The 22,218-nt window shown below is 72.9% G+C and carries 18 protein-coding genes and 1 tRNA gene; 9 read left to right on the top strand and 10 right to left on the bottom strand.

The features are described from left to right. Window positions 1–7 precede the first annotated feature (7 nt). A complete protein-coding gene (locus HQQ88_RS03970) occupies window positions 8–925 on the top strand; it encodes a siderophore-interacting protein (protein WP_243648766.1) in 918 nt (305 codons plus the stop codon). Between the two features lie 26 nt (window positions 926–951). After that, window positions 952–1,749, top strand: coding sequence for an ABC transporter ATP-binding protein (locus HQQ88_RS03965; RefSeq protein WP_367916973.1), 798 nt, complete (start codon window positions 952–954; stop codon window positions 1,747–1,749). A 547-nt stretch (window positions 1,750–2,296) separates the two neighbouring features. Here HQQ88_RS03965 and HQQ88_RS03960 read toward each other — a convergent pair. From HQQ88_RS03960 to HQQ88_RS19795, 5 genes are all read right to left on the bottom strand, one after another. After that, entirely contained in the window at window positions 2,297–2,665 is a 369-nt protein-coding gene (locus tag HQQ88_RS03960) for a Fe-S oxidoreductase (RefSeq protein ID WP_173168663.1), read from the bottom strand. A gap of 2 nt (window positions 2,666–2,667) precedes the next feature. After that, window positions 2,668–4,071 (bottom strand): NAD(P)/FAD-dependent oxidoreductase, encoded by a 1,404-nt coding sequence (locus HQQ88_RS03955; protein WP_123671673.1) that lies wholly within the window; start codon window positions 4,069–4,071, stop codon window positions 2,668–2,670. 55 nt (window positions 4,072–4,126) lie between these two features. Beyond that, on the bottom strand, window positions 4,127–4,948 hold the full coding sequence (locus HQQ88_RS03950; protein ID WP_173168662.1) for an arginase family protein: 822 nt from the start codon (window positions 4,946–4,948) through the stop codon (window positions 4,127–4,129). Window positions 4,949–5,003: 55 nt separating this feature from the next. Next, on the bottom strand, window positions 5,004–5,729 hold the full coding sequence (locus HQQ88_RS03945) for a PspA/IM30 family protein (RefSeq protein ID WP_123294264.1): 726 nt from the start codon (window positions 5,727–5,729) through the stop codon (window positions 5,004–5,006). Window positions 5,730–5,824: 95 nt separating this feature from the next. Then, a complete protein-coding gene (locus HQQ88_RS19795; protein ID WP_301952667.1) occupies window positions 5,825–7,753 on the bottom strand; it encodes a YgcG family protein in 1,929 nt (642 codons plus the stop codon). A gap of 303 nt (window positions 7,754–8,056) precedes the next feature. Between HQQ88_RS19795 and HQQ88_RS03935 the strand changes: the two genes are divergently transcribed. Then, entirely contained in the window at window positions 8,057–8,260 is a 204-nt protein-coding gene (locus tag HQQ88_RS03935) for a hypothetical protein (RefSeq protein ID WP_071255966.1), read from the top strand. 46 nt (window positions 8,261–8,306) lie between these two features. Then, a complete protein-coding gene (locus HQQ88_RS20075; protein ID WP_173168661.1) occupies window positions 8,307–8,891 on the top strand; it encodes a 4'-phosphopantetheinyl transferase superfamily protein in 585 nt (194 codons plus the stop codon). On the opposite strand, the gene map is transcribed toward HQQ88_RS20075, so the two are convergent. Further along, on the bottom strand, window positions 8,875–9,642 hold the full coding sequence (gene map, locus HQQ88_RS03925; protein WP_173168660.1) for a type I methionyl aminopeptidase: 768 nt from the start codon (window positions 9,640–9,642) through the stop codon (window positions 8,875–8,877). The genes HQQ88_RS20075 and map overlap by 17 nt on opposite strands. 32 nt (window positions 9,643–9,674) lie before the next feature. On the opposite strand from map, the gene HQQ88_RS03920 reads away from it, so the two are divergent. Then, the gene (locus tag HQQ88_RS03920; RefSeq protein ID WP_027465796.1) at window positions 9,675–9,944 is read left to right on the top strand and encodes a helix-turn-helix domain-containing protein; all 270 of its coding nucleotides are present in this window, start codon (window positions 9,675–9,677) and stop codon (window positions 9,942–9,944) included. On the opposite strand, the gene HQQ88_RS03915 is transcribed toward HQQ88_RS03920, so the two are convergent. From HQQ88_RS03915 to HQQ88_RS03900, 4 genes are all read right to left on the bottom strand, one after another. Beyond that, window positions 9,941–11,269 carry a M1 family metallopeptidase gene (locus HQQ88_RS03915; protein ID WP_243648768.1) on the bottom strand — a complete coding sequence of 443 codons (1,329 nt, stop codon included), beginning with the start codon at window positions 11,267–11,269 and terminating at the stop codon, window positions 9,941–9,943. The genes HQQ88_RS03920 and HQQ88_RS03915 overlap by 4 nt on opposite strands. A gap of 26 nt (window positions 11,270–11,295) precedes the next feature. After that, the gene (locus HQQ88_RS03910) at window positions 11,296–15,180 is read right to left on the bottom strand and encodes a Pls/PosA family non-ribosomal peptide synthetase (RefSeq protein WP_173168659.1); all 3,885 of its coding nucleotides are present in this window, start codon (window positions 15,178–15,180) and stop codon (window positions 11,296–11,298) included. 296 nt (window positions 15,181–15,476) lie between these two features. Next, a tRNA-Arg gene (locus HQQ88_RS03905) sits at window positions 15,477–15,548 on the bottom strand. Between the two features lie 566 nt (window positions 15,549–16,114). Further along, window positions 16,115–16,696, bottom strand: a complete 582-nt coding sequence (locus tag HQQ88_RS03900) for a hypothetical protein (RefSeq protein WP_173168658.1) — start codon at window positions 16,694–16,696, stop codon at window positions 16,115–16,117. A gap of 59 nt (window positions 16,697–16,755) precedes the next feature. On the opposite strand from HQQ88_RS03900, the gene argS reads away from it, so the two are divergent. From argS to HQQ88_RS03880, 4 genes are all read left to right on the top strand, one after another. Next, entirely contained in the window at window positions 16,756–18,426 is a 1,671-nt protein-coding gene (argS, locus tag HQQ88_RS03895; protein WP_173168657.1) for an arginine--tRNA ligase, read from the top strand. 169 nt (window positions 18,427–18,595) lie between these two features. Beyond that, the gene (locus tag HQQ88_RS03890; RefSeq protein WP_111083857.1) at window positions 18,596–19,351 is read left to right on the top strand and encodes an LmeA family phospholipid-binding protein; all 756 of its coding nucleotides are present in this window, start codon (window positions 18,596–18,598) and stop codon (window positions 19,349–19,351) included. 58 nt (window positions 19,352–19,409) lie between these two features. Further along, window positions 19,410–20,837, top strand: coding sequence for a diaminopimelate decarboxylase (gene lysA / locus HQQ88_RS03885; RefSeq protein WP_173168656.1), 1,428 nt, complete (start codon window positions 19,410–19,412; stop codon window positions 20,835–20,837). A 25-nt stretch (window positions 20,838–20,862) separates the two neighbouring features. Beyond that, window positions 20,863–22,170 (top strand): homoserine dehydrogenase, encoded by a 1,308-nt coding sequence (locus HQQ88_RS03880; RefSeq protein ID WP_123339754.1) that lies wholly within the window; start codon window positions 20,863–20,865, stop codon window positions 22,168–22,170. The last annotated feature ends 48 nt before the right edge of the window (window positions 22,171–22,218 follow it).

The following is a 22,218-nucleotide window of genomic DNA, read 5'->3' as shown; positions in this document are numbered from 1 at the left end:
CGGATCCGTGGCAACCCGGTACCGCGTCTTCTCCGTCCGTGTGGCAGCGGTCACGTCGCTCACCCCGCACTTCGTCCGGGTGACGCTGACGGGCGATGCCCTGGCGGACTTCTCCTCGGTCGGGCTCGACCAGCGGATCAAGGTCGTCCTGCCGCTCGACGGTGTGGGGTTCTCCGAACTGCCCGAGGACGAGGACTGGTACGCCGCCTGGCGTGCGCTGCCGGACGCGGAACGCAACCCGCTGCGCACCTACACGGTCCGCTCGTTCCGGCCCGATGCCCGTGAGCTCGACATCGACTTCGTCGCACACGGCGACGCCGGACCCGCATCCCGGTGGGTGTCGTCCTGCCGGGTCGGCGACGAACTCCGGATCGTCGGACCCCGCGTGCCGGAGTCGCCCGAGGACCTGCCGACCGGTGCCGCCGAGTTCGCACCCGGGCACGCGAACCGCATCCTGCTCGCCGGGGACGAGACCGCCGCCCCGGCCATCTGCGCCATCCTCGAGGCGCTCGACGTCTCGACCGTCGGACACGTCTTCATCGAGGTGCCGACCGACGCCGACCGGCTGCCCGTGAGCGCGCCCGCCGGGGTCGAGGTCCGCTGGATCGCCCGGAACGGTGCGACCCACGGCGTCCGCATGACCGACCAGGTGCACGCGTGGGCGTCGACGGTCGTCGCCGGTGCTGCACCTGTCGCCGCGGGTCCCGCCTGTGGGGACGCCGTCGAGCTGGCGGACGTCGACGTCGACGAGCAGGTCCTCTGGGACGTGCCGGCCACCGAGGAGTCGCGCCCCGTCTACGCCTGGATCGCGGGCGAGGCCGGCTGCGTCAAGGAGCTCCGACGGCACCTGGTGCGCGGGGTCGGCATCGACCGCAAGCAGGTCGCGTTCATGGGGTACTGGCGGCACGGCAAGGCCGAGAACTGAACGCCGCAGCCGGACTGCCGACCAGCGTGGTCGGCGTCCCGACGACCGCGCTCGGCGTGCGTGGGCTGACGCTCGCGTACGACGACCGCATCGTGGTGGACGGGCTCGACGTGGACGTCCCCGACGGCGAACTGACCGTCATCGTCGGTCCGAACGCGTGCGGCAAGTCGACGCTGCTGAAGTCGTTCGCGCGCACCCTCAAGCCCCGAGCCGGCACGGTGTACCTCGACGGGGCGCCGATCGACTCGTACCGTCCGAAGGCCGTGGCCCGGCGGGTCGGCATGCTGCCCCAGACGCCGATCGCACCGGACGGCATCACCGTGCGCGACCTCGTGTCCCGCGGGCGGTTCCCGCACCAGGACCTGCTGCACCCGTCGTCCGGGTCCGACCGGCGTGCGGTGCAGGCCGCCCTCGAGCAGACGTCGACGGTGGAGCTGGCGGACCGGAGCGTCGACGAGCTCTCCGGCGGGCAGCGGCAGCGGGTGTGGATCGCGATGGTCCTGGCACAGGAGACCGACATCGTGCTGCTCGACGAGCCGACGACGTTCCTCGACATCGCACACCAGTACGACGTGCTCGAGCTGGCCTCCACCCTGCACGCCGCGGGTCGGACGGTCGTCGCGGTGCTGCACGACCTGAACCAGGCGGCGCGGTACGCCACCCACGTCATCGCGATGCGCAGCGGGTCGATCGTCGCTGCCGGCCCCCCGGCCGCGGTGCTGACGGCCGACCTCGTCGAGGACGTCTTCGGCCTGCCGTGCGTGGTCGTCCCCGACCCCGAGACCGGCACGCCCCTCATCGTCCCCCGTCGTCCCGCCGCCTGACTCGCCCGCCCCTCCGCACCCCGAGGTTCCGAAATCTCGGCATCTCGCGCCGCATCCGGGCCGCCCGTGGAACCTCGGCGCAACGCACGCGGCATGTCGTGGAACCTCGGCGGCAGGAGTTCAGGGCGTCTGACCGACCGCGACGAGACGCGGCGCCACGCGCGCGCGTCGCTGAGCGGCCGCGTGCCGTCGGCCACGGCCGGTGCGACCGACGGTCAGCGACCGCTCGGCGCCGCCCCGGCGGGGTGTCGCGACCGATCAGCGCTGCTCAGCCGGGCAGGTGGGCCGGGCCAGGGCGGACGGGAGGCCCGTGGCGGCCGTGATCCGTGCCTCCCGTCCGCCGTTCGGTCACGTCTCGTCGCCCGTCCGGCCCCCACCGAAGTCACGCCGCGCCGAGCGTGCCGCGCCGAGCGGTCGCAGACCGTCGGTTGCGGCCAGAGGCGCCGACGGTCTGCGACCACTCGGCGCCGGCCCGACGGGGTGTCGTGACCGATCGGCACACGGCAAACGAGGGGGAAGCACAGACAGCGCCGCGCACGGGCACCCGTCAGCGGTAGCCGCCGTCCTCCAGCCCCGCCTCGACCTCGAAGCGGTTGCGGAGCGGGTCTCGGCCGGCGACGGCGTACAGCACGGGCATGAGCATGCCGTACCGCCGCCACTGCTCGACGTGCACCCGCTCGTGCCGCAGCACCCGGGGCCCGTCGTTGTCCCGGGTCAGGTACACCGAACCCACGCAGGTGCCACCACGCCGGAACACCCACCGCGGCAGGCCCGAGCAGACGACGAGCCCGTCGACCACGCGGACGCGGCCGGTCGACAGCGGCACGCCGATCGCCAGACCCACCGCCGTGGCGAACAGCCAGCCCACCCGCGACACGGGGGAGTCGAGCAGCGTCCGGCGTGCCAGTCCGCGCATGCTCAGGCCGGGCGACCGTAGGTCTCGAGCAGCCGGAGCCAGATCTCGTTCATCGTCGGGTAGGCCGGCACCGCGTGCCAGAGGCGGTCGACGGGTACCTCGCCGACGACGGCGATCGTTGCCGCGTGCAGCATCTCGGCGACGTCCTGGCCGACGAAGGTGACGCCCACGACGACCCCGCGGTCCTCGTCGACGACCATCTTGGCGCGGCCGGTGTAGCCGTCGGCCTGCAGGGCGGAACCCGCGACGCCGCCGAGGTCGTACTCCACGGCACGGACGTTCAGCCCCTGCTCTCGTGCGGCCTTCTCGGTCAGGCCGACGCTCGCGACCTCGGGGTCGGTGAACGTGACCTGGGGGACCGCGGCGTGGTCGGCGGTCGCGACGTGTGCGCCCCACGGTTCGGTGTGCAGCGGCGTGCCCTGGTGCCGGGCGGCGATCGCCTCGCCGGCCGCGCGGGCCTGGTACTTGCCCTGGTGGGTGAGGAGGGCGCGGTGGTTGGCGTCGCCGACGGCGTACAGCCAGTCGGTGCCGTGCACGAGCATCGTGTCGTCGACCTCGAGCCAGTCGCCGGCGGTGAGCCCGACGGACTCGAGGCCGAGGTCGGCGGTGTGCGGGGTGCGGCCGGTGGCGGCCAGCACCTCGCTCGTGATGACGGTGGTGTCGTCGTCGAGTGTGGTGGTGACGAGCCCGTGCTCGTCGCGGTCGACCCGCACGGGGTTCACGCCGGTGCGGACGTCGACGCCGAGCTCGCGGAGGGCATCGGTGACGAGTTCGCCGGCGAACGGCTCCATGCCGCCGAGTAGTCCGTGCCGGGCGACGAGGGTGACCTTCGCGCCGAGCGATGCCCAGGCGGTGGCGAGCTCGGAGCCGGCGACACCGCCGCCGATCACGAGCAGGCTCTCCGGCACCTGCTGGGCGCTGGTGCCCTCGCGGGTGCCCCACGGCTTCGCCTCGGCGAGTCCCGGCACGTCGGGCAGCGCGTGCAGCGAACCGGTCACGACGGCGACGGCGGCACGGGCGGTGTGCGTCTCGCCGCCGACCTCGATCGTCTTCTCGCCGGTGATGCGGGCGTGGCCGCGGATCAGGGCGATGTCGGCGGACTCGAGCCAGGACACCTGGCCGTCGTCCTTCCAGTCCGAGGTGAACGAGTTGCGGCGCGCGAGCACGTGGGCGGCGTCGAGTTCGCCGGTGACGGCCTGCTTCGCGCCGTCGAGCCGCTTGGCCGCTGCCAGGGCGTGGCCGCTGCGCAGCAGTGCCTTCGACGGCATGCACGCCCAGTAGGAGCACTCGCCGCCGACCAGTTCGGACTCCACGATCGCGACCGCCAGGCCGCGCTTGTGGGCGTAGTCCGCCACGTTCTCGCCGACTGCGCCGGCGCCGATCACGATGAGGTCGTAGTCCGTCATGAGGCCGAGCGTACGCGGACCGGCATGGGGTGCGCCCGGCGCGCCGGGTCGGTTCTCAGGCCACCCGGGAGGCGCTGGTCAACGCCCCGACGACGCGCAGGATCACGCCGAGGTCGTCCACTGCACGCTCCGGGTCGACGGGAGCGAAGCCGGTGAGCGCGGCGCCGGCAAGGCGGCGGCCGCGGGTCGCGGCCTGGATCCGCTCGACCAGTCCCGCGCCGTCGAGTCCGAACGGCACCGGCTCGAGCAGGCCGTCGACCTCGGACGGGTCGAGGACGTCGAGGTCGACGTGCACGAACACCGAGGTCGCTCCGGTGGCGTCGACGGCGGCGGCGAGGGCGTCCGGGGTGGCGGCGTCGACGTCGAGTCGGGTGATCCCGGCACGGTCGAGTGCGGCGTCCTCGGCGTCGTCGAGCCCACGGACGCCCGCGACCACGACCGACGAGGCGGGGAGCACCGGCAGCGCGGGGAACAGCTCGTCGGCGCGGTCGACCAGGATCCGCAGGGCCGCGGTCTCGGCGGCGACGGGCTGGGCGCGGTTGAGTGCGCGGTACCCGCTGGACCCGGCGATGCGGACGAACGCGGTGTCCGGGCCGAGGCCGACGGTCGCACCGAGGACGCTCGCACCGTCCCCGCCGACGACGAGGACGGGTTCGCTCGCGACGCCGGTCTCCTCGGCCACGCGGTCGGCGACGGCGAGCACGGAGGTGTAGCGGGCGACGGCCGTCTCGAGCCGGTCGCCCGCGCCGGTGGGGACGTCGACCACGGTGGTGGACGCACGGGGGAGGTCGGCCGCGATCGCGGTCGCTCCGTCCCCGAGGCGCATCGCGCGCGACGACGCCGAACCCTGCCACTGACCGACCACGAGGAACTGCATCGTCTCAGTCTGTCAGCTGGGGTCCGGCGTCGTCCGGGAAGGTCGTCCGGGAACGTCAGAGGCTCGACGAGCCGCCGGACTTCAGCGCGGCGAGTCGTGCCTCGACCTCGGCGTCCTTGCCGACGTCCTCGAGGCTCTCGAACTGCGCGTCGAGGCTCGACGACTGCAGTTCCTGCTGCCCGAGGACCTTGGCCTCTTCACGACGGACCTTCTCCTCGAAGCGACCGAGGTCGCTCGTCGGGTCGAGCACGTCGATGTTGCCGAGGGCGTCGTTGACCTTGGACTGCGCCTCGGCCGTCTTCGAGCGGGCGACGAGGTTGTCGCGCTTCGCACGGAGCTCCTCGAGCTTCTGCTCCATGCCGGCGAGCCCGGTCTTGAGCTTCTCGACCGCTTCGTTCTGCGAGGCGAGGTTCGGCTCGGCGTCCTTGACCTCCTGCTCGGCCGCGATCTGCTTGCCGATCGCGATCTTGGCGAGGTTGTCGAACTTGTCCGCCTCGGCCGTCTTGCCCTCGGCGCGGTACTTGTCCGCGGCGGTGGAGGCGTTGGCGGCCTTCTGGCCCCACTCGGACGAGGCGCGCTTGTCCTCTTCGTGGTCCTGCTCGAGCAGCCGCACGTTGCCGATCGTCTGCGCGATCGCCGTCTTCGCGTCGGCGATGTTGTTCGTGTAGTCACGCACGAGCTGGTCCAGCATCTTCTGCGGGTCCTCGGCGTTGTCGATGAGCTGGTTGATGTTCGCCCGCACGAGGGTGGAGATGCGGCCGAAGATCGTCTGCTTTGCCATTGCTGTTCCCTTTCCTGGAAGGTCTGACGTGGTGTGTCTGGTCTGTCGGGTACTGGTCTGTCGGGTGTGTGGTCTGGTCGTCGGGTGGGTCGGGGTCAGAAGCGGCCGCCGCCGGAGAACCCGCCTCCGCCGCCGCCTCCGCCACCGCCGAAACCGCCCCCGCCGCCGAAGCCGCCGCCCCCGCCGCCGAAGCCGCCGCCTCCGCCGCCCCCGAAGGAGCCGCCGCCGAAGCTGCCACCGCGACCGCCGAGCAGGCCGCCGAGCACGATGCCGGTGACGAGGCCGCCGAGCTGGGCGCCGTTGCCGCCGCCACCACCGAAGCCGCCGCCACCGCCGCCCCAGCCGCCCATGTCGTCGTTCGCCGAGTCCATCGCCGCGGCGGCGTACTGCTCGGCCGCCCGTGCTGCCTGCAGTGCCTGTCCGGGGTCGGTGGTGGCGAGCTGCACGGCGTCGTCGAGGGCGCGTTCGGCCTCGGACAGGCGGGTGCGAGCGGTCGGTCCGATGCCGCCACGGTGCAGCGAGATGTACTCGCGCGCCTGGCTGATCCGGTTCCGGGCGTCGCGCAGGGCGTCGTCGAGGGCGCGGGACGCCCGGCGCTGCTGCTCTTCGGCACCCCGGGCGGCCGCGATGGCCTGGTCGATCTCGGTGTTCGCCTTCGTGAGGGCGTCGACCGCGGTGATCGGGTCCTTCGGGTCGAACCCCTGCCGCAGCACGGTCTGCGCCCGGGTCACGGCCGCGGCGAGGTCGGGCCCGCCCACGGTGAGGGTCCGGGCCGCGGCGACGTCGCCCTCGATGTCGATGCGCATCGCCTCGGCGCGTGCGGTGGCCTCGGTGAAGGTGCCCTCGGCCGCGACCGCGCTGTTCGTGAGTTGCTGCACCTGGGCCAGGGCGTGCTGGGCGTCGCGCACGGCGACCACCGCTTCGCCCTTGTCGCCGGCCGCGATCGCCGCGGTGGCCGCGTTCGAGCGCTCGGTGGCGTAGGCGAGCACCTGATGTGCCTGGTCGACGTTGTCGGCGACGGTCGCGAGGGTACGGCCGGTGTAGTTGGCTCGCACGCGGTCGAGCGCGGCTGCTGCAGCGCCGACCGACGCCGGTGCTTCCGCGACGGCCTGGGCCAGTGCGGCGGCTGCTTCCTCGACGCCGTCCTCGAGCGACCGGAGCTTGTCGAACGACTCGGTCTGTTCCTCGATCGAGGCGTGCGCCTGCTGGCAGATCGCGATGATCTGGTTCGCCCAGTCCGCACGCTGCTGGGGGGAGTCCGGGATCTCGTCGTCGAGCTGCTGCCGGAACGTGAAGGCCTTGCGCACGGCCTGCTGCGCAGCGGCGACGGCGTCGGCGAAGGGCTTCGCGGCGTCGGGACCGAACTGGGCCGTGGCGAACCCGACCTCTTGCTCGGCGGTGCGGAGCTCGTCGTCGATCGTCACGAGCGCGCCGCCGGCGGTGCGCTCGAGGTCGGCGAGGGACTCCTGCTGTGCCTGGGTGGCCGCGGCGGTCTTCCGCTTGTTGCGGGTGCGGATGACGAGCACGACGACGATCAGGCCGACGACGATGACGAGCAACAGGATCCAGAGCCAGGTCAGGTTCGGCGGCGCCTGGGTGTCCGTCAGGCCGTTCGCGAACGCCACGGCCGCGCCGGACCAGTCGCCCTGCTTCAGCGCGGGGAGCAGCGAGTCGTTCACGGCGCTCTGCACGTCGGACTCGGAGATGGCGGTCTCGTTCGTCTGCTGCACGTCGTAGTTGCGGTCGTCGACGGCGACCGACAGCAGGATGCCGTCGGTGTCGATCTGGTTCTGCTCCATGACCGCGGAGCCCCACGCGGTGTGGTCCGTCGGATCGGTGAACGTGGGCACGAACACGACGTACAGCTGCGTCTGGGTCTCGGCGTACAGGTCCTGCACCGCCTGTTCGACCTGCGCCTGCTGCGAGGAGCTGAGGGCGTCGGCTTCGTCGAGGACGTACGCCCCACCCAGGTCGACGGGTGCCGTGGCCTGCGCGGTCGCCGCCGGAGCCAGGACGATCAGCATCGCCACGGCCGCTGCCGTGACGCGACCCCAGAGCCGCGCTGTCCCCCGTTCCGTCCTCGACCCGCCTGTGCCCGATCCGCGCTGGACCGTTCGCATCCGTCCTCCGTCCGTCACCGGTCGGCGCCGTCGACGCCGTCCCGAACGGCACCCTGAGAGCGCCGTCGCCCGGAGTCTATCCACGGCGCGCGGGGCGACGGACGGACTCTCGGCGAACACTGTGGACAAGCCGATCCATGGGTGTCTTGTCCCCCGGACCGGGGTAGGCTGACGCCACTGTTCGACGACGAACGGAAGGGAACAGCAATGGAGCGAACCACGAGTACCGAGGTCGTCCCGCTCGAGGACGGCTACCACCGCGTCTCGACGCCGGCGACCGGCGTGATCGGCTTCGTGCGCGAGCACGACGGCCGCTACGAAGTGCTGCGCGGACGCGTCCGCCAGGCGACCCGATCCGAGGGTCTCTACAGCACGATGAACGTCGCACTGATCGCACTCACGCACGCGTAGCGACCACGGCCCTGGGCCGGCCATCCGCGCACCGTAGGCTGCGTGCGTGGGTGAGTCGAGCCTCCAGGCCGTCGTGGTGACGCTGTGCGCGACGGGTCCGGACCGCGCGGCCGACCGGGAGGCCCTGGTCGCCGCCGTCGCGTCGGCTGCGGCAGTCGAGACGTCCGCCGTGCGCGCGGGGCGCGTCTGCCCACACTGTGCCGGGACCGACCACGGTCGTCCCTGGGCCACGGTGTGCGGCACCGCGTTCGGCGTCAGTCTGTCGCGCACGACCGGCGTGCTCGCGCTCGCGGTCGCGCCGGGCACGGTCGGCGTCGACCTCGAGCGGGTGTCCCGCGTCGGCGCAGCGCCCCTCGACGTCTTCACGCCCGGCGAACGCGAGCGCTCGGCCGGTGATGCCGGCTTGCTCGCGGCCTGCTGGGCGGCGAAGGAGGCCGTGCTGAAGCGCGACGGTCGGGGCCTGCGCGTCGATCCACTGTCGGTCGACGTGGACCTCGCTGCCGGCGCCGCGCGGTTCGAGGGGCGAGACCACCCGGTGTCGGTCCACCGTCCGGCACCCGACCTGGTGCTCGTCGTCGCGGCCGGCGGGCTGCCCGTCGTGGTCGAGGGGACGCTCAGCGGGGGAGTGTGAGCACCTCGACGCCGTCCTCGGTGATCGCGATGGTGTGCTCGGTGTGGGCCGTCCGGGCTCCCGTGGCACTGCGGAGCGTCCAGCCGTCGGCATCGGTGACGAGCACGTCGGTGTCCGCCATCACCCACGGCTCGAGCGCGAGCAGGAGGCCGGGCCGGAGCGTGTAGCCGCGGCCCGCGCGGCCCGTGTTCGACACGTGCGGGTCCTGGTGCATGGTCGAGCCGATGCCGTGGCCGCCGAACTCGACGTTGACCGGGTAGCCCGCACCCTCGAGCACGGTCCCGATGGCGTGCGACAGGTCGCCGATGCGGGCGCCGGGGCCGGCGGCGGCGATCCCGGCGGCCAGGGCGCGCTCGGTCGCGTCGATGAGGGCGAGGTCCTCGTCGCGCGGGGTGCCGACGACGAAGCTCACGGCGGCGTCGGCGGCGATGCCGTCCAGCGACACCGCCAGGTCGAGGGTGAGCAGGTCGCCGTCCGCCAGGACCCGGTCGTGCGGCAGCCCGTGCAGCACGGCGTCGTTCACGGCGGTGCAGATGTGGTGTCCGAACGGGCCGCGACCGAACGAGGGTGCGTAGTCGACGTAGCAGGAGTCCGCGCCGGCGGCCTCGATCATCTGCTTCGCCCACCGGTCGATCTCGAGCAGGTTGGTGCCCACGCGGGTGCGTTCGCGCAGGGTCTGCAGGATGGTGCCGACGAGGGCTCCGGTGGCACGGGCCTTCTCGACCTCGGCGGGCGTCAGGATCTCGATCACGCGAATGATCATACCGGTATTACTATGTGGGGATGGTCCGTCTCCCGCTCCGCCCCGACGAGGTCGCGCGCGGCCGCCGTCTCGGTGCCCTGCTCCGCCGCGCACGTGGCCCACGGTCGATCGTCGACACCGCCCTCGCCGCCGGGATCTCGCCCGAGACCCTCCGCAAGATCGAGACCGGGCGGATCGCGACCCCGGCGTTCTCGACCATCGCGTCCGTCGCCGGCGTGGTCGGGCTGTCGCTCGACGCGGTCTGGTCCGAGGTCAGCTGCGACCCGGCCGACGGCGAGCTGGCTGGCTAGTCGACGCGCGGCGCGGGCAGCGCCGGTACCGACGCCTCGTCGATCCAGGGCCCGGTCACCGCCCGGACGTCCGCGACGGAACGGTCGGCGGCGTCGGCGAACGCACTGAGCACGTCGGGCACCGTCACCGAACCGTGCCGGTGCCGTTCGGTGATGCTGCGCAGTCCGGCGGTGAACGCGTCGTCGCCGAACGTGCGGCGGACGGCGTGCAGGGCGAGGGCCCCGCGCTTGTAGACCCGGTCGTCGAACATGTCCTTCGCGCCGGGGTCACCGACGACGAGGTCCTCGGGCTGGTCGAGGAGCCCCTGCCGGTACTGCGCCGCGAGCACGTCGGCGGTGTCGCCGCCGTGGTGCTCGGACCACAACCACTCGGCGTAGCAGGCGAACCCCTCGTGCAGCCAGATGTCCTGCCACCGGGTGACCGTCACCGAGTTGCCGAACCACTGGTGCGCGAGCTCGTGCGCGATGAGCCGGTCGGTGCCGTGCTCGCCGTCGACGTGGTTCCGGCCGAACACCGCCAGCCCGTGGGCCTCGAGGGGGATCTCGAGCTCGTCGTCGGTGACCACGACGCCGTACGCCGCGAACGGGTACGGGCCGAAGCGGTCCGAGAACAGTGCGAGCATCTCGGGCACCTGGCCGAAGTCGGTCTTCGCGGCGGCGGCGAGGTCGGCGGGGTGGTGCAGGGTGACGGGCACGACGGCGCCGCGGAGCCTCGTCGTGCGGTACCGGCCGATCTGCACCGTCGCCAGGTACGTCGCCATCGGCTCGGTGGTGGCGTAGGTCCAGCGGGTGCCGATGCGGTCGCGTTCCTTGCCGAGCAGTTCACCGTTCGCCAGGACGTCGTACGCGGCCTCGGCGGCGATCTCGAACCGGTAGGTCGCCTTGTCGTCCGGTCGGTCGTTGCACGGGAACCACGAGGGCGCCCCCGTCGGCTGGGCCGCGACGATGACGCCGTCGGTGAGTTCCTCCCACCCGACCTGGCCCCAGGCGCTGCGGACGGGGCGCGGGTTGCCGCGGTACCGCAGGTGCACGGTGAACGTGGTGTCGGCCGCGATCGGCGACGCCGGGGTGACGGTGACCTTGTGCACCGCCTTCGACACCTTCTTCGCGCGGGTGCCGTCGACGTCGGCGCGCTCGACGCTCAGGCCGTGCAGGTCGATGACGATCCGGTCGAGGGGTTCGTGGGCTCGGGCGGTGATCGTCGCCGTGCCGTCGAGACGGTTCGTGGCCACGCGGTAGTCGAGGCGGAGGTCGTAGTGCTCGGCGCTCCAGCGTCGGTCGCCGCTGTGCGGGGTGTACGGGTCGGCAGCGGGGGTGTTCGGCACGGTCCCAGTCAACCCCATGGCGCCGGTCAGTCCGCCACGGTGGCCGGTTCGGCTGTCCACGGAGCGATGGGGTTGCCGGACCAGCGGGACCCGGTGGGCACCTGCTCACCGCGCATCACGAGCGAGGCCGGACCCACCGTGGCGCCCGTGCCGATGCCGGCTGCGGGCAGGACGACGCTGTGCGGCCCGAGGGTCGCACCGGCGTCCAGCCGCACCGTGTCGAGCTGCATCACCCGGTCGTGGAACAGGTGGGTCTGCACGACGGTCCCGCGCGCCACCGAGGCGCCGGCCCCGATCGTGACGAGGTCGGCCTCGGGCAGCCAGTAGGTCTCGAGCCAGGTGCCGCGGCCGATCGTCGCGCCGAGGCTCCGCAGCCACGCCGCCAGGGCCGGGGTGCCGGTGGCCTGCTCGGCGAACCAGGGCCGGGCGACCGTCTCGACGAAGGTGTCCTGCACCTCGTTGCGCCACACGAACGACGACCACAGCGGGTGCTCCCGGGCGATGATCCGGCCGACGAACGCCCACTTCGCGATCGTCGACACCACCGCGGCGACGGCCCCGGCGACGATGAGCACCGGTCCGGCGAGCAGCACCGTCCACCCGACGCCGACCGCCGACCACAGGGCGAGCAGGGTGCCCGCCACCCCGAGGGCGATCGCGGCGGACACCATCGGGGCCACGAGCCGCAGCAGCTCCCAGCAGCCGCGGGCGACCTTGAGCCGGACGGGCGGGCGGAAGGTGCGCTCCTCGTCGAACTGCGTCGCCGCACGGCGCAGCCGCACCGGGGGCGAGCCGAGCCACGACGACCCGCGCTTGGCCTTCTTCGGCACGGCGGACAGCACCGCCACCAGCGCCTCGCGGGGGACCGAGCGTCCGGCGCCCGTCATCCCGCTGTTGCCGAGGAACGCCCGCCGACCGACCTTCGACCGGCCGATCCGCACCCGGCCACCACCGAGCTCGTACGTGGCGACCATGGTGTCGTCGGCCAGGAAGGCACCGGACGCGATCTGCGTCAGCGCGGGGATGAGCAGGACCGTCGAGATCTCCGTGTTCCGGCCGACCTTCGCCCCGAGCAGCCGCAACCACACGGGCGTCACGAGCGAGGCGTACAGCGGGAACAGCAGCGTCCGCGCCGCGTCCAGCACCCGCTCCGTCGACCACGCCTGCCAGCCGATCCGCGAACGCACGGGGTGACGCCCCTCGTGCAGCCCGATGCCGAGCAACCGCACCGACCCCACCACGAGCAGCGCGTACACGGCCCCGGCGACGACGGTCACGAGCGGCACGGTCGCGAGGGCGCGCAGTAGCGCGTCGCCGAGCGTCGACGCGCGCCCGACCAGGGCGACGGCGACCAGCAGCCCGACCGCGACACCGATCACCGGCAACCCGGCCACGGCCACGGAGCCGGCCCCGTACGCCAGCAGCCAGCGTCGACGCGACGGGGGACGGGCCTCCCGGCCGTGCCTGGCCGACCCGACGCGTTCAGCGGGCGAACCCGCCCAGCGCTGACCGGCGGGCACCCGGCCGGCGACGGCGGAGCCGGCCTCGACCTCGGCACCCGCGCCCACGTGCGCACCGGGCAGCAGCGTGGTGCGGCTGTGCACGACGGCGTCGTCGTCGACACGGACCCGGCCGAGCCGGAACACGTCACCGTCCACCCAGTGCCCCGCGAGGTCCACCTCGGGCTCGATCGACGCACGCTTGCCGATCGTGAGCATCCCGGTGACCGGCGGGAGCGTGTGCAGGTCGACGTCCGTGCCGATCCGCGCCCCGAGCGCACGGGCGTAGTAGCTGATCCACGGCGCCCCGGCGGTCGAGGGACCGTCGACCGCCTCGGCGATCCGCTCCGCCAGCCAGACCCGCAGGTGCACCGAGCCACCCCGGGGGTGGTCGCCCGGCCGGACCCCGACGAGCAGCAGCCGAGCCAGCACGACCGTGAGTGCCATCTTGCCGATCGGCGTCACGAACACCAGCAGCGCGACGACGAGCGCCGGCCAGGGGAGCACCGGCAGGAACGGCAGCGTCGTCGCGTGCAGCACCGCCGCGACCAGCGCCGTCCACGTCAGGACCCGCAACCCGCGCAGCACCTGCACCGGCAAGCCCAGCAGCGTCATCGCGAGGCCCGTCGTCGGCGGGACCGGCGTCACGTCGCGCGATGCAGCCGCCACCGGACCGGACTCGTCCAACGCGGCAGCCAGCGCGCCGATGCGCGGGTGGTCGTAGACGTCGGCGACGGTCGTCGACGGGAACCGCTCGCGGATCGCCGACACCAGCTGCGCCGCCGTCAGCGACCCGCCACCGTGCGCGAAGAAGTCGTCGTCGACGCTCGACACCGGCACCCCGAGGATCGCCGCCCAGCGCTCCGCGATCCACGCCACCGTGTCCGGCAGCATCGCGGCGTCCGTCGCCCCGGGCAACGGCCACGGCAGCGCCGCACGGTCGACCTTGCCCGACGTCCGCGTCGGCAACGAGTCCACCACGGCGACGAGCGGGACGAGCGCAGCGGGCAGCTCCCGCCGCAACCGGGCGTTCGCAGCCTCGACGTCCACCGTGGCACCCGCCACCGGTGCCACGTACCCCACCAGCACCTGGTTGCCCGCCGGGGTCCGCTGCACCACGGCCGCACCACCGGCCACGTCGTCGAGCGCCTGCAGCGCCGCGTCGATCTCCCCGAGCTCGATGCGCCGACCACCGAGCTTCACCTGGTCGTCCGCACGCCCCTGGAACACGAGCCCCTCGGGGTCGTAGCGCACCAGGTCACCACTCCGGTACGCCCGGTCCCACCCGAGCTCCGGGAACGGCGCGTACTTCTCCGCGTCCTTCGCCGGGTCCAGGTACCGCCCCAACCCGACACCACCGATCACGAGCTCACCGACCCCGCCCGGCTCCACCCGCTGCCCGGCACCGTCCACGACCGCCAGGTCCCACCCGTCCAGCGGCAGCCCGATCCGGATCGGCTGGCTCCCGTCGAGCAGCGACCCGCACGCCACCACCGTCGCCTCCGTCGGACCGTACGTGTTCCACACCTCACGGTCCCGACTCGCGATCCGCGCCGCCAGCTCCGGCGGGCACGCCTCACCACCGAAGATGACCAGCCGCACCTGCTCCAACGCATCGTCCGGCCACAGCGCGGCCAGCGTCGGCACCGTCGACACCACCGTGATCGTGTGCGCGATCAACCACGGCCCGAGGTCCACCCCCGTCCGCACCAGCGACCGCGGCGCCGGCACCAACGCGGCACCGTGCCCCCACGCCAGCCACATCTCCTCGCACGACGCATCGAACGCGACACTCAGCCCCGCCAGCACCCGGTCACCGGGACCGATCGGCGCCGCCTGCAGGAACATCCGCGCCTCGGCGTCCACGAACGCCGCAGCACTGCGGTGGGTGACCGCCACGCCCTTCGGCACCCCGGTCGACCCCGAGGTGAAGATGATCCACGCGTCGTCGTCCAGGTGGGGGAGATCGGCGCTCGCCGTGGGGTCCGTCACGGGCAGCTCGCCGCCGTCGCGGTCGCGCAGGACGCCGCCGGCCCCGATCACGCCGACGACTCCGGCCTCACCGAACACGAGGGCCGCGCGTTCCTCGGGGTCGTCGGCGTCGACGGGCACGTAGGCGGCTCCGGCGGCGAGGACCGCGAGGATCGACAGGTACAGGTCACGCCCGCCGGAGGGGATCCGCACCCCGACCCGGTCACCCCGTCGGACTCCGCGGCGGGCGAGGTCGTCGGCCTGAGCGCGCACCAGGTCGAGCAGGGCGGCGTAGTCGACGGTGCCGGCGGGGTCCTCGAGCGCGGTGGCGGTCGGGTGGGTGGCCGCCGTCGCCGCGAGGACGTCGAACAGGGTCCGTGGTGCGGGGGCGTGCCCGCCGCGGGCGAGTTCGAGCTGCGCGTTCCCGGTGCCGGTGGTCATCGGTTCCCTCTTCCCGGTCGCGTGCAGGACGACCGGCCCGTGATCCTAGGGGACCGAGGTGTCGCGCTCGGAAACACGGGGTAGCGAGGGGCGCGCGGGCGCTTCGTGAGCAGAAACTGTCGAGTCGATTCCCCCGACTCGACCATTCCTGCTCATCATCCGCGCGAACGTCAACATCCGCCACGACGTGCGCAACCCATCCCGGAGAGTCTCAACGGGGGAAGGTCGCCGCAGGCGACATCGCGCGCAGCTGACTGAGCGCAGCGAAGACAACTGCTTGCGCGGGAATGTCACAGTGCCCCCAGGAGGATTCGAACCTCCGCCCCTGCCTCCGGAGGGCAGTGCTCTATCCCCTGAGCTATGGGGGCCAAGGGGTGGAACAACCGTAGCAGGTCCGGCGCGGGCTCCTGGACAGCGCGTGTCGTGCACGAGACGCGACTGCAGGGCGGACGGGAGGCGCGGTGCGGGGCCGCCACGGGCCTCCCGTCCGCACCGTGCGTGCGTTTCGGGCCCGTGCGAGGTTGCGCGCTCCGTGCGGCGCTGCAAGCGCGCACCAGGCGCGCAACCTCGCACCGGGCTACGGACCCGGCGCCGTGCGTGGTCGCCGCTGGACGGGAGGCGCGGTGCGGGCATACCTCGGGCCTCCCGTCTGCACGGTGCGTCCGTTGCGGGACGGTGCGAGGTTCCGTGTTCCGTGCGGCTTTGTGAGCGCGCACCAAGCGTGCAACCTCGCACCAGGCGGCGGGCCCGGCACTGTGCGTGGTGGCCGTCGGACGGGAGGCACGGTGCGGGGCCGCCACGGGCCTCCCGTCCGCACGGTGCGTCCGTTGCGGGCCCGTGCGAGGTTCCGTGTTCCGTGCGTCGCTGTAGACGCGCACCACGTGTGCAACCTCGCACCGGATGGCGGACCCCGCACCGTGCCGGCGCGGGTGCGTCAGCCCGCGGGCGTCGCCGACGCCGACGCCGACGCCGACGGCTGCAGCGCTGCGCGCACCGCGTCGACGACGGGCTGTGCGCCGCCGGGCTCCGTGAACAGCGTTGACTGCGTGGTGATCCAGTACGGGTCGGTGAAGGCGTCCGCGCGGCCGATGCCGTCGTCCAGCGCGAAGTAGCCCTCGACGCGGTAGGTGGGGACCGATCCGCCCCGGTCGTACAGGGCGTCCTTCAGGTTCGTGAGCGACTTCTCAGGCAGGTCGGCAACGGCCAGGGTGATCGTCTCGGTGTCGTCGTCGGTGGCGACGAACTGGCAGACGCGGCCCCGCTGCTTCGCGATCGTGGCGGCGGGGGAGCCCTTGGCCGGCGTGAAGGAGTCGTCGAGCGCGAAGGTCGTCCCGTACACGGACAGGGCCTCGGTCGGCAGGAGCTCGGCGCAGGTCTGCGACACCGTCTTGCCGACCGGGGTCGGGCTGGGCGTCGGGTCGCTGTCCCCGCCGCCCGAGCAGGCCGACAACGCGAGTGCTGCTGCGGCGGTGACGACGGCGACGGAGCACGCCCGGGCACGGCTTCGGGTGGTCATCCCGACATGATGGCCCATCGTCCGGCGTGCACCTGGGTGTCCCGGTAGACTCGTCCGCCGTGACTCCTGCCGAACTCTCCGCCGCGTACCTGTCGATCCTGACCGGGATCGTCGAGCGACGAGGCGCGTCCGAGACCGTGACGATCGGGGACTCCCACGTGGTGCTCGAGCGTCCGAAGAACCGTGCGCACGGCGACTGGGCCTCGAACGCCGCCATGCAGCTCGCGAAGCGCATCGGCACGAACCCGCGCGAGCTCGCGACGGAGATCGCCGGCGAGCTGACCGAGCTCGACGGCGTGGCCTCGGTCGACGTCGCCGGCCCGGGGTTCATCAACATCACGCTCGAGGCCGCAGCAGCCGGTGAGATCGCCCGCACGATCGTCGAGGGCGGTGACGCCTTCGGGCACGGCGACCTGTACGACGGCGTCCGGATCAACCTGGAGTTCGTCTCGGCGAACCCGACCGGCCCGATCCACATGGGCGGCGTGCGCTGGGCGGCGGTCGGCGACAGCCTGGCCCGCGTGTTCCAGGCGCAGGGCGGCCTCGTCACCCGCGAGTACTACTTCAACGACCACGGCGCGCAGATCGACCGCTTCGCCCGCTCGCTCGTCGCGTCGGCGCTCGGTGAGCCCACGCCGGAGGACGGCTACGGCGGCGCGTACATCGCCGAGATCGCGGCACGCGTCATCGCGACGCTGGACCCCTCGGTCGACGTGAAGGACCTGCCGCGCGACGAGGCGCAGGAACTCTTCCGGCGCGAGGGCGTCGACTTCATGTTCGCGGACATCAAGTCGTCGCTGCACGACTTCGGCGTGGACTTCGACGTCTACTTCCACGAGAACGCCCTGCACGAGTCGAAGGCCGTCGAGCGCGCCATCGCCCGGCTCCGTTCGGCGGGCGTGATGTACGAGGCCGAGGGTGCCGAGTGGCTCCGCACGACCGACTTCGGCGACGACCGCGACCGCGTGGTCATCAAGTCCGACGGCGAGCCCGCGTACATCGCCGGCGACCTGGCGTACTACCTCGACAAGCGCGAGCGCGGCTTCGAGCGCAACCTGATCATGCTCGGTGCGGACCACCACGGCTACGTCGGCCGGATGATGGCGATGTGCGCCGCGTTCGGCGACGAGCCGGGCACGAACCTCGAGATCCTGATCGGGCAGATGGTCAACCTGCTCAAGGACGGCGAGCCGATGCGCATGTCCAAGCGCAACGGCACCATCGTCACGATGGAGGACCTCGTCGACGCGGTGGGCGTCGACGCCGGCCGGTACTCGCTCGTCCGGTTCGCCAGCGACACCGCGATCGACATCGACCTCGACCTGCTCACGAAGCGGACGAACGACAACCCGGTCTTCTACGTGCAGTACGCCCACGCACGCACCCAGTCCGTGGCCCGCAACGCCGAGGCCGCCGGGGTCGACCGCTCCGTGTTCGACGCCTCGATGTTGACGCACGACTCCGAGGGTGCGCTGCTCGGCGCCCTCGCCGAGTACCCGCGCGTGGTGCGCCACGCCGCGGAGCTCCGCGAGCCGCACCGCATCGCCCGGTACATCGAGCAGCTCGCCGGCCTGTACCACCGCTGGTACGACGCCTGCCGCGTGACCCCGCTCGGCGACGAGCCGGTCACCGACCTGCACCGCACGCGCCTGTGGCTGAACGACGCCACCGGCCAGGTCGTCCGCAACGGCCTCGGCCTGCTCGGCGTGAGCGCTCCGTCCCGCATGTAGCGGAGCGCCCCCCCCCGGAACCAGGTTCCGGACACAGCACCGCGGAATCCCGCGGTGCTGTGTCCGTTCCACGGTGTGGAAGGAACCCATCGCCCCGCCGCAGCCGCTGCACCGGACGCACCCCGCGCCTCCAGGCAGGCTGACGGGACCACCTGGCAGGGTGGGACGCATGTCCGCCGCCACCGAACGCCCCCGCAAGCGCCGCCGCTGGCCCGTCGTCCTGATCGTGGTCGTCGTCGTGCTCGCCGCCCTCGTCGTGATCGCCGAGTTCGTGCTCCGCGGGGTCGTCGACCGCATCATCGCCCAGCAGGTCGAGCAGTCGCTGCCCGACGGCACCACGGGCCAGGTCGAGGCGCACGCCGACGGCATCGTCATCCCGCAGCTCATCGGCGGCACCCTCGACCAGGTCGAGATCACGTCCGAGAAGCTCACCGTCGACGGCATCCCGCTCGCCGCCGACGTCACCGCGAAGGACGTCCCCGTGGACGGCAAGGGCGACGTGCACGACGTCGACGGCACGGTCACGCTGGCGTCGTCGAGCGTGAAGGACCTGTCGAAGTACAGCCCGCTGTTCGACCGGTTGACCCTGGTGGACGGCGGCGTCGAGCTGTCCGGTTCCACGGCGGTGCTCGGCTACGACATCACCTACGCGGCGAAGGGCGACGTGGTCGCGCAGGACGACGGCCGCGGCATCACGATCACCCCGAAGAGCGTGCGGATCACGAACTCCGACCTCGGCCTCAAGGTGGACTCGATCCCCGGCGTCACGAACGTGCCGGTGCAGGTGTGCACGGCGCAGTTCCTGCCCGAGGCGCTCCGCGTGCGCTCGCTCGACGTCTCGAAGGCCGACGCGACGGTCCGCGTCACCGCGGACGCGCTGCCGCTCAACGAGCAGGGCCTGCAGACGGTCGGCAGCTGCGGCTGATCCCGTGGCTGCGTCACACGGACGGGAGGCCCGCCCCGCGTCGGTAGGATCGGGTCCCGTGAGCGAGAACCCCCTTGCACCGCCGCGACTGCGGTTCCCGACGGACGCCTCCGAGCTGGTGGACCGGATCTGGCCCGCGTCCGCGACGCGGACCGACGACGGCGACCTGGCGGTCGGCGGTGTCACCGCGACTGACCTCGTCCGGCAGTACGGCACTCCGCTGTACGTCGTCGACGAGCGTGACGTGCAGTCGCGTGCGGTCCGGGTGCGGAACGCGTTCACCGAGGCCTTCGAGGGCATCGGCACCCGGGCGCACGTCTACTACGCCGGCAAGGCGTTCCTGACGACGCAGGTCGTGGCGTGGATGGCCGAGGCCGACCTGCGCGTGGACGTCTGCACCGGCGGGGAGCTCGCGGTCGCCCTGGCCGCCGGGATCGACCCGGCGATGCTCGGCTTCCACGGCAACGACAAGTCCGACGCCGAGATCGCCCGCGCCGTCGAGGTCGGTGTGGGCACGATCGTGCTCGACAGCCACGAGGAGGTCCAGCGCGTCGCCCGTGCCGCTGCCGACGCCGGGGTCGTGCAGCGCGTCCGGATCCGCATCAACAGCGGCGTCCACGCGTCCACCCACGAGTACCTGGCGACCGCGCGCGAGGACCAGAAGTTCGGCATCCCGCTCACCGAGGCCGTCGCCGCGGCCGAGGCGGTGCGCGCCGAGTCGTCGCTCGTGTTCGTCGGGCTGCACTCGCACATCGGGTCGCAGATCTTCGACGAGTCCGGGTTCCGCGAAGCCGCTCGACGCCTGATGGACGTGCACGCCACCCTCGTCGAGTCGGGCCCGGTGCCCGAGCTGAACCTCGGCGGCGGCTGGGGCATCGACTACACCGAGGCCGACTCCGCCTTCGCTCCCGAGGACGTCGCCGACGCCCTCGCCGCGATCATCGCCGAGGCCTGCGCCGAGCGGGACATCCCGGTGCCCGAGGTCGCGGTCGAGCCCGGTCGCTACATCGTCGGGCCGGCGGGCATCACGCTCTACCGCGTCGGCACGATCAAGCCCGTCACCCTCGAGACCGGCGACGCGGACACCGGCCACGCCACCCGCACCTACGTGTCCGTCGACGGCGGCATGAGCGACAACGCCCGTCCTGCCCTGTACGGCGCCGACTACACCGCTCGCCTCGCCCGGACGTCCGAGGCGCCGGCCGTCCTCACCCGCGTCGTCGGGAAGCACTGCGAGAGCGGGGACATCGTGGTGGGCGACGAGTACCTGCCGGGAGACGTCCAGCGGGGGGACCTGCTCGCCGTCGCGGCCACCGGGGCGTACTGCTGGGCGCTGTCGAGCAACTACAACCACGTGGGCCGCCCGCCGGTCGTCGCCGTGGCGGACGGCACAACCCGTATCCTCGTGCGGGGCGAGTCGATCGACGACCTCCTCGCCCGCGACACCGGGGTCCGCCCCGTGCCCCACGCCGGCACCGGTCGCTGACCCGACGAACAGGAACCAACTCCAGATGATCGAATACCGCAACGTCCGCGTCGCGCTGCTCGGGGCCGGCTCGGTCGGGTCCCAGGTCGCGCGGCTCCTGCTCGAGCACGCCGACGAACTCGCCTCGCGCGCTGGTGCCGGCCTCGAACTCGTCGGGATCGCCGTGCGCGACGTCGACGCCGCGCGTGACGTCGACCTGCCGAAGGACCTCTACACGACCGACGCCGAGTCGCTCATCCTCGGTGCCGACATCGTCGTCGAGCTGATCGGCGGCATCGAGCCCGCGCGCACGCTCGTGCTGCAGGCGCTGCAGTCCGGCGCGGACGTCGTGACCGGCAACAAGGCGCTCCTCGCGACCCACGGTCCGGAGCTCTTCGCGGTGGCCGAGCAGGTCGGCGCGCAGCTGTACTACGAGGCCGCCGTCGCCGGAGCGATCCCGATCATCCGACCGCTGCACGACTCGCTCGCCGGGGATCGCATCGAGCGGATCATGGGCATCGTCAACGGCACCACGAACTTCATCCTCGACCTGATGGACCGCGAGGGCGCCACGTTCGAGGACGCCCTGGCGACCGCGACCGAGCTCGGGTACGCCGAGGCCGACCCGACCGCCGACATCGAGGGCTACGACGCCGCGCAGAAGGCCGCGATCCTGGCCTCGCTGGCGTTCCACACCTCGGTGCCGCTCGCTGCCGTGCACCGCGAGGGCATCACCTCGGTCACCATCGAGCAGGTCCGCGCCGCGCGCAAGGCCGGCTACGTCGTGAAGATCCTGGCGACCGCCGAGCGACTGACCGACGAGGACGGCCGCGAGGGCGTCAGCGCCCGCGTGTACCCGGCCCTCGTGCCGGAGTCCCACCCCCTGGCGAGCGTGCACGGCGCGAAGAACGCCGTGTTCGTCGAGGCCGAGGCCGCGGGCGACCTCATGTTCTACGGCGCCGGTGCCGGTGGCGTCGAGACCGCGTCTGCCGTCCTCGGCGACCTGGTGTCCGCCGCACGTCGGCACGTCATCGGCGGCCCGGGCGTCGCGGAGTCGACCCAGTCGGACCTGCCCGTCTTCCCGATCGGCACCGTCCGCACGCGCTACCAGATCACCCTGCACGTCACGGACGCCCCCGGCGTGCTGTCGACGGTCGCCGGCGTGCTCGCGAAGCACGGCGTGAGCGTCGAGACCGTCGAGCAGACCACCACGGGTGCCTCCGAGGGGACGGCAGCGCTCGTCATCGGGACGCACCTGGCGCGCGAAGCCGACCTGGCGGACACCGTCCGCACGCTCCGCGGCGAAGACGTGGTCCTGGACGTGACCAGCGTCCTGCGCTTCGTCGGCGCCTGACGCACCACGGGCCTCCAGGCCGACCGCGAACCACCACCAGACCGACCC

The sequence above is a fragment of the Curtobacterium sp. VKM Ac-2861 genome, assembly GCF_013204965.1.
Taxonomy (GTDB): Bacteria; Actinomycetota; Actinomycetes; order Actinomycetales; family Microbacteriaceae; genus Curtobacterium.
This window is presented reverse-complemented; position numbering and strand designations above follow the sequence as displayed.

Coding starts and splice junctions, on each gene's coding strand:
- HQQ88_RS03960 (WP_173168663.1), bottom strand. CDS start 2,665: ATGCGCGGACTGGCACGCCGGACGCTGCTCGACTCCCCCGTGTCGCGG.
- HQQ88_RS03955 (WP_123671673.1), bottom strand. CDS start 4,071: ATGACGGACTACGACCTCATCGTGATCGGCGCCGGCGCAGTCGGCGAG.
- HQQ88_RS03950 (WP_173168662.1), bottom strand. CDS start 4,948: ATGCAGTTCCTCGTGGTCGGTCAGTGGCAGGGTTCGGCGTCGTCGCGC.
- HQQ88_RS03945 (WP_123294264.1), bottom strand. CDS start 5,729: ATGGCAAAGCAGACGATCTTCGGCCGCATCTCCACCCTCGTGCGGGCG.
- HQQ88_RS19795 (WP_301952667.1), bottom strand. CDS start 7,753: ATGCTGATCGTCCTGGCTCCGGCGGCGACCGCGCAGGCCACGGCACCC.
- HQQ88_RS03935 (WP_071255966.1), top strand. CDS start 8,057: ATGGAGCGAACCACGAGTACCGAGGTCGTCCCGCTCGAGGACGGCTAC.
- HQQ88_RS03920 (WP_027465796.1), top strand. CDS start 9,675: ATGGTCCGTCTCCCGCTCCGCCCCGACGAGGTCGCGCGCGGCCGCCGT.
- HQQ88_RS03910 (WP_173168659.1), bottom strand. CDS start 15,180: ATGACCACCGGCACCGGGAACGCGCAGCTCGAACTCGCCCGCGGCGGG.
- HQQ88_RS03900 (WP_173168658.1), bottom strand. CDS start 16,696: ATGACCACCCGAAGCCGTGCCCGGGCGTGCTCCGTCGCCGTCGTCACC.
- HQQ88_RS03890 (WP_111083857.1), top strand. CDS start 18,596: ATGTCCGCCGCCACCGAACGCCCCCGCAAGCGCCGCCGCTGGCCCGTC.
- HQQ88_RS03880 (WP_123339754.1), top strand. CDS start 20,863: ATGATCGAATACCGCAACGTCCGCGTCGCGCTGCTCGGGGCCGGCTCG.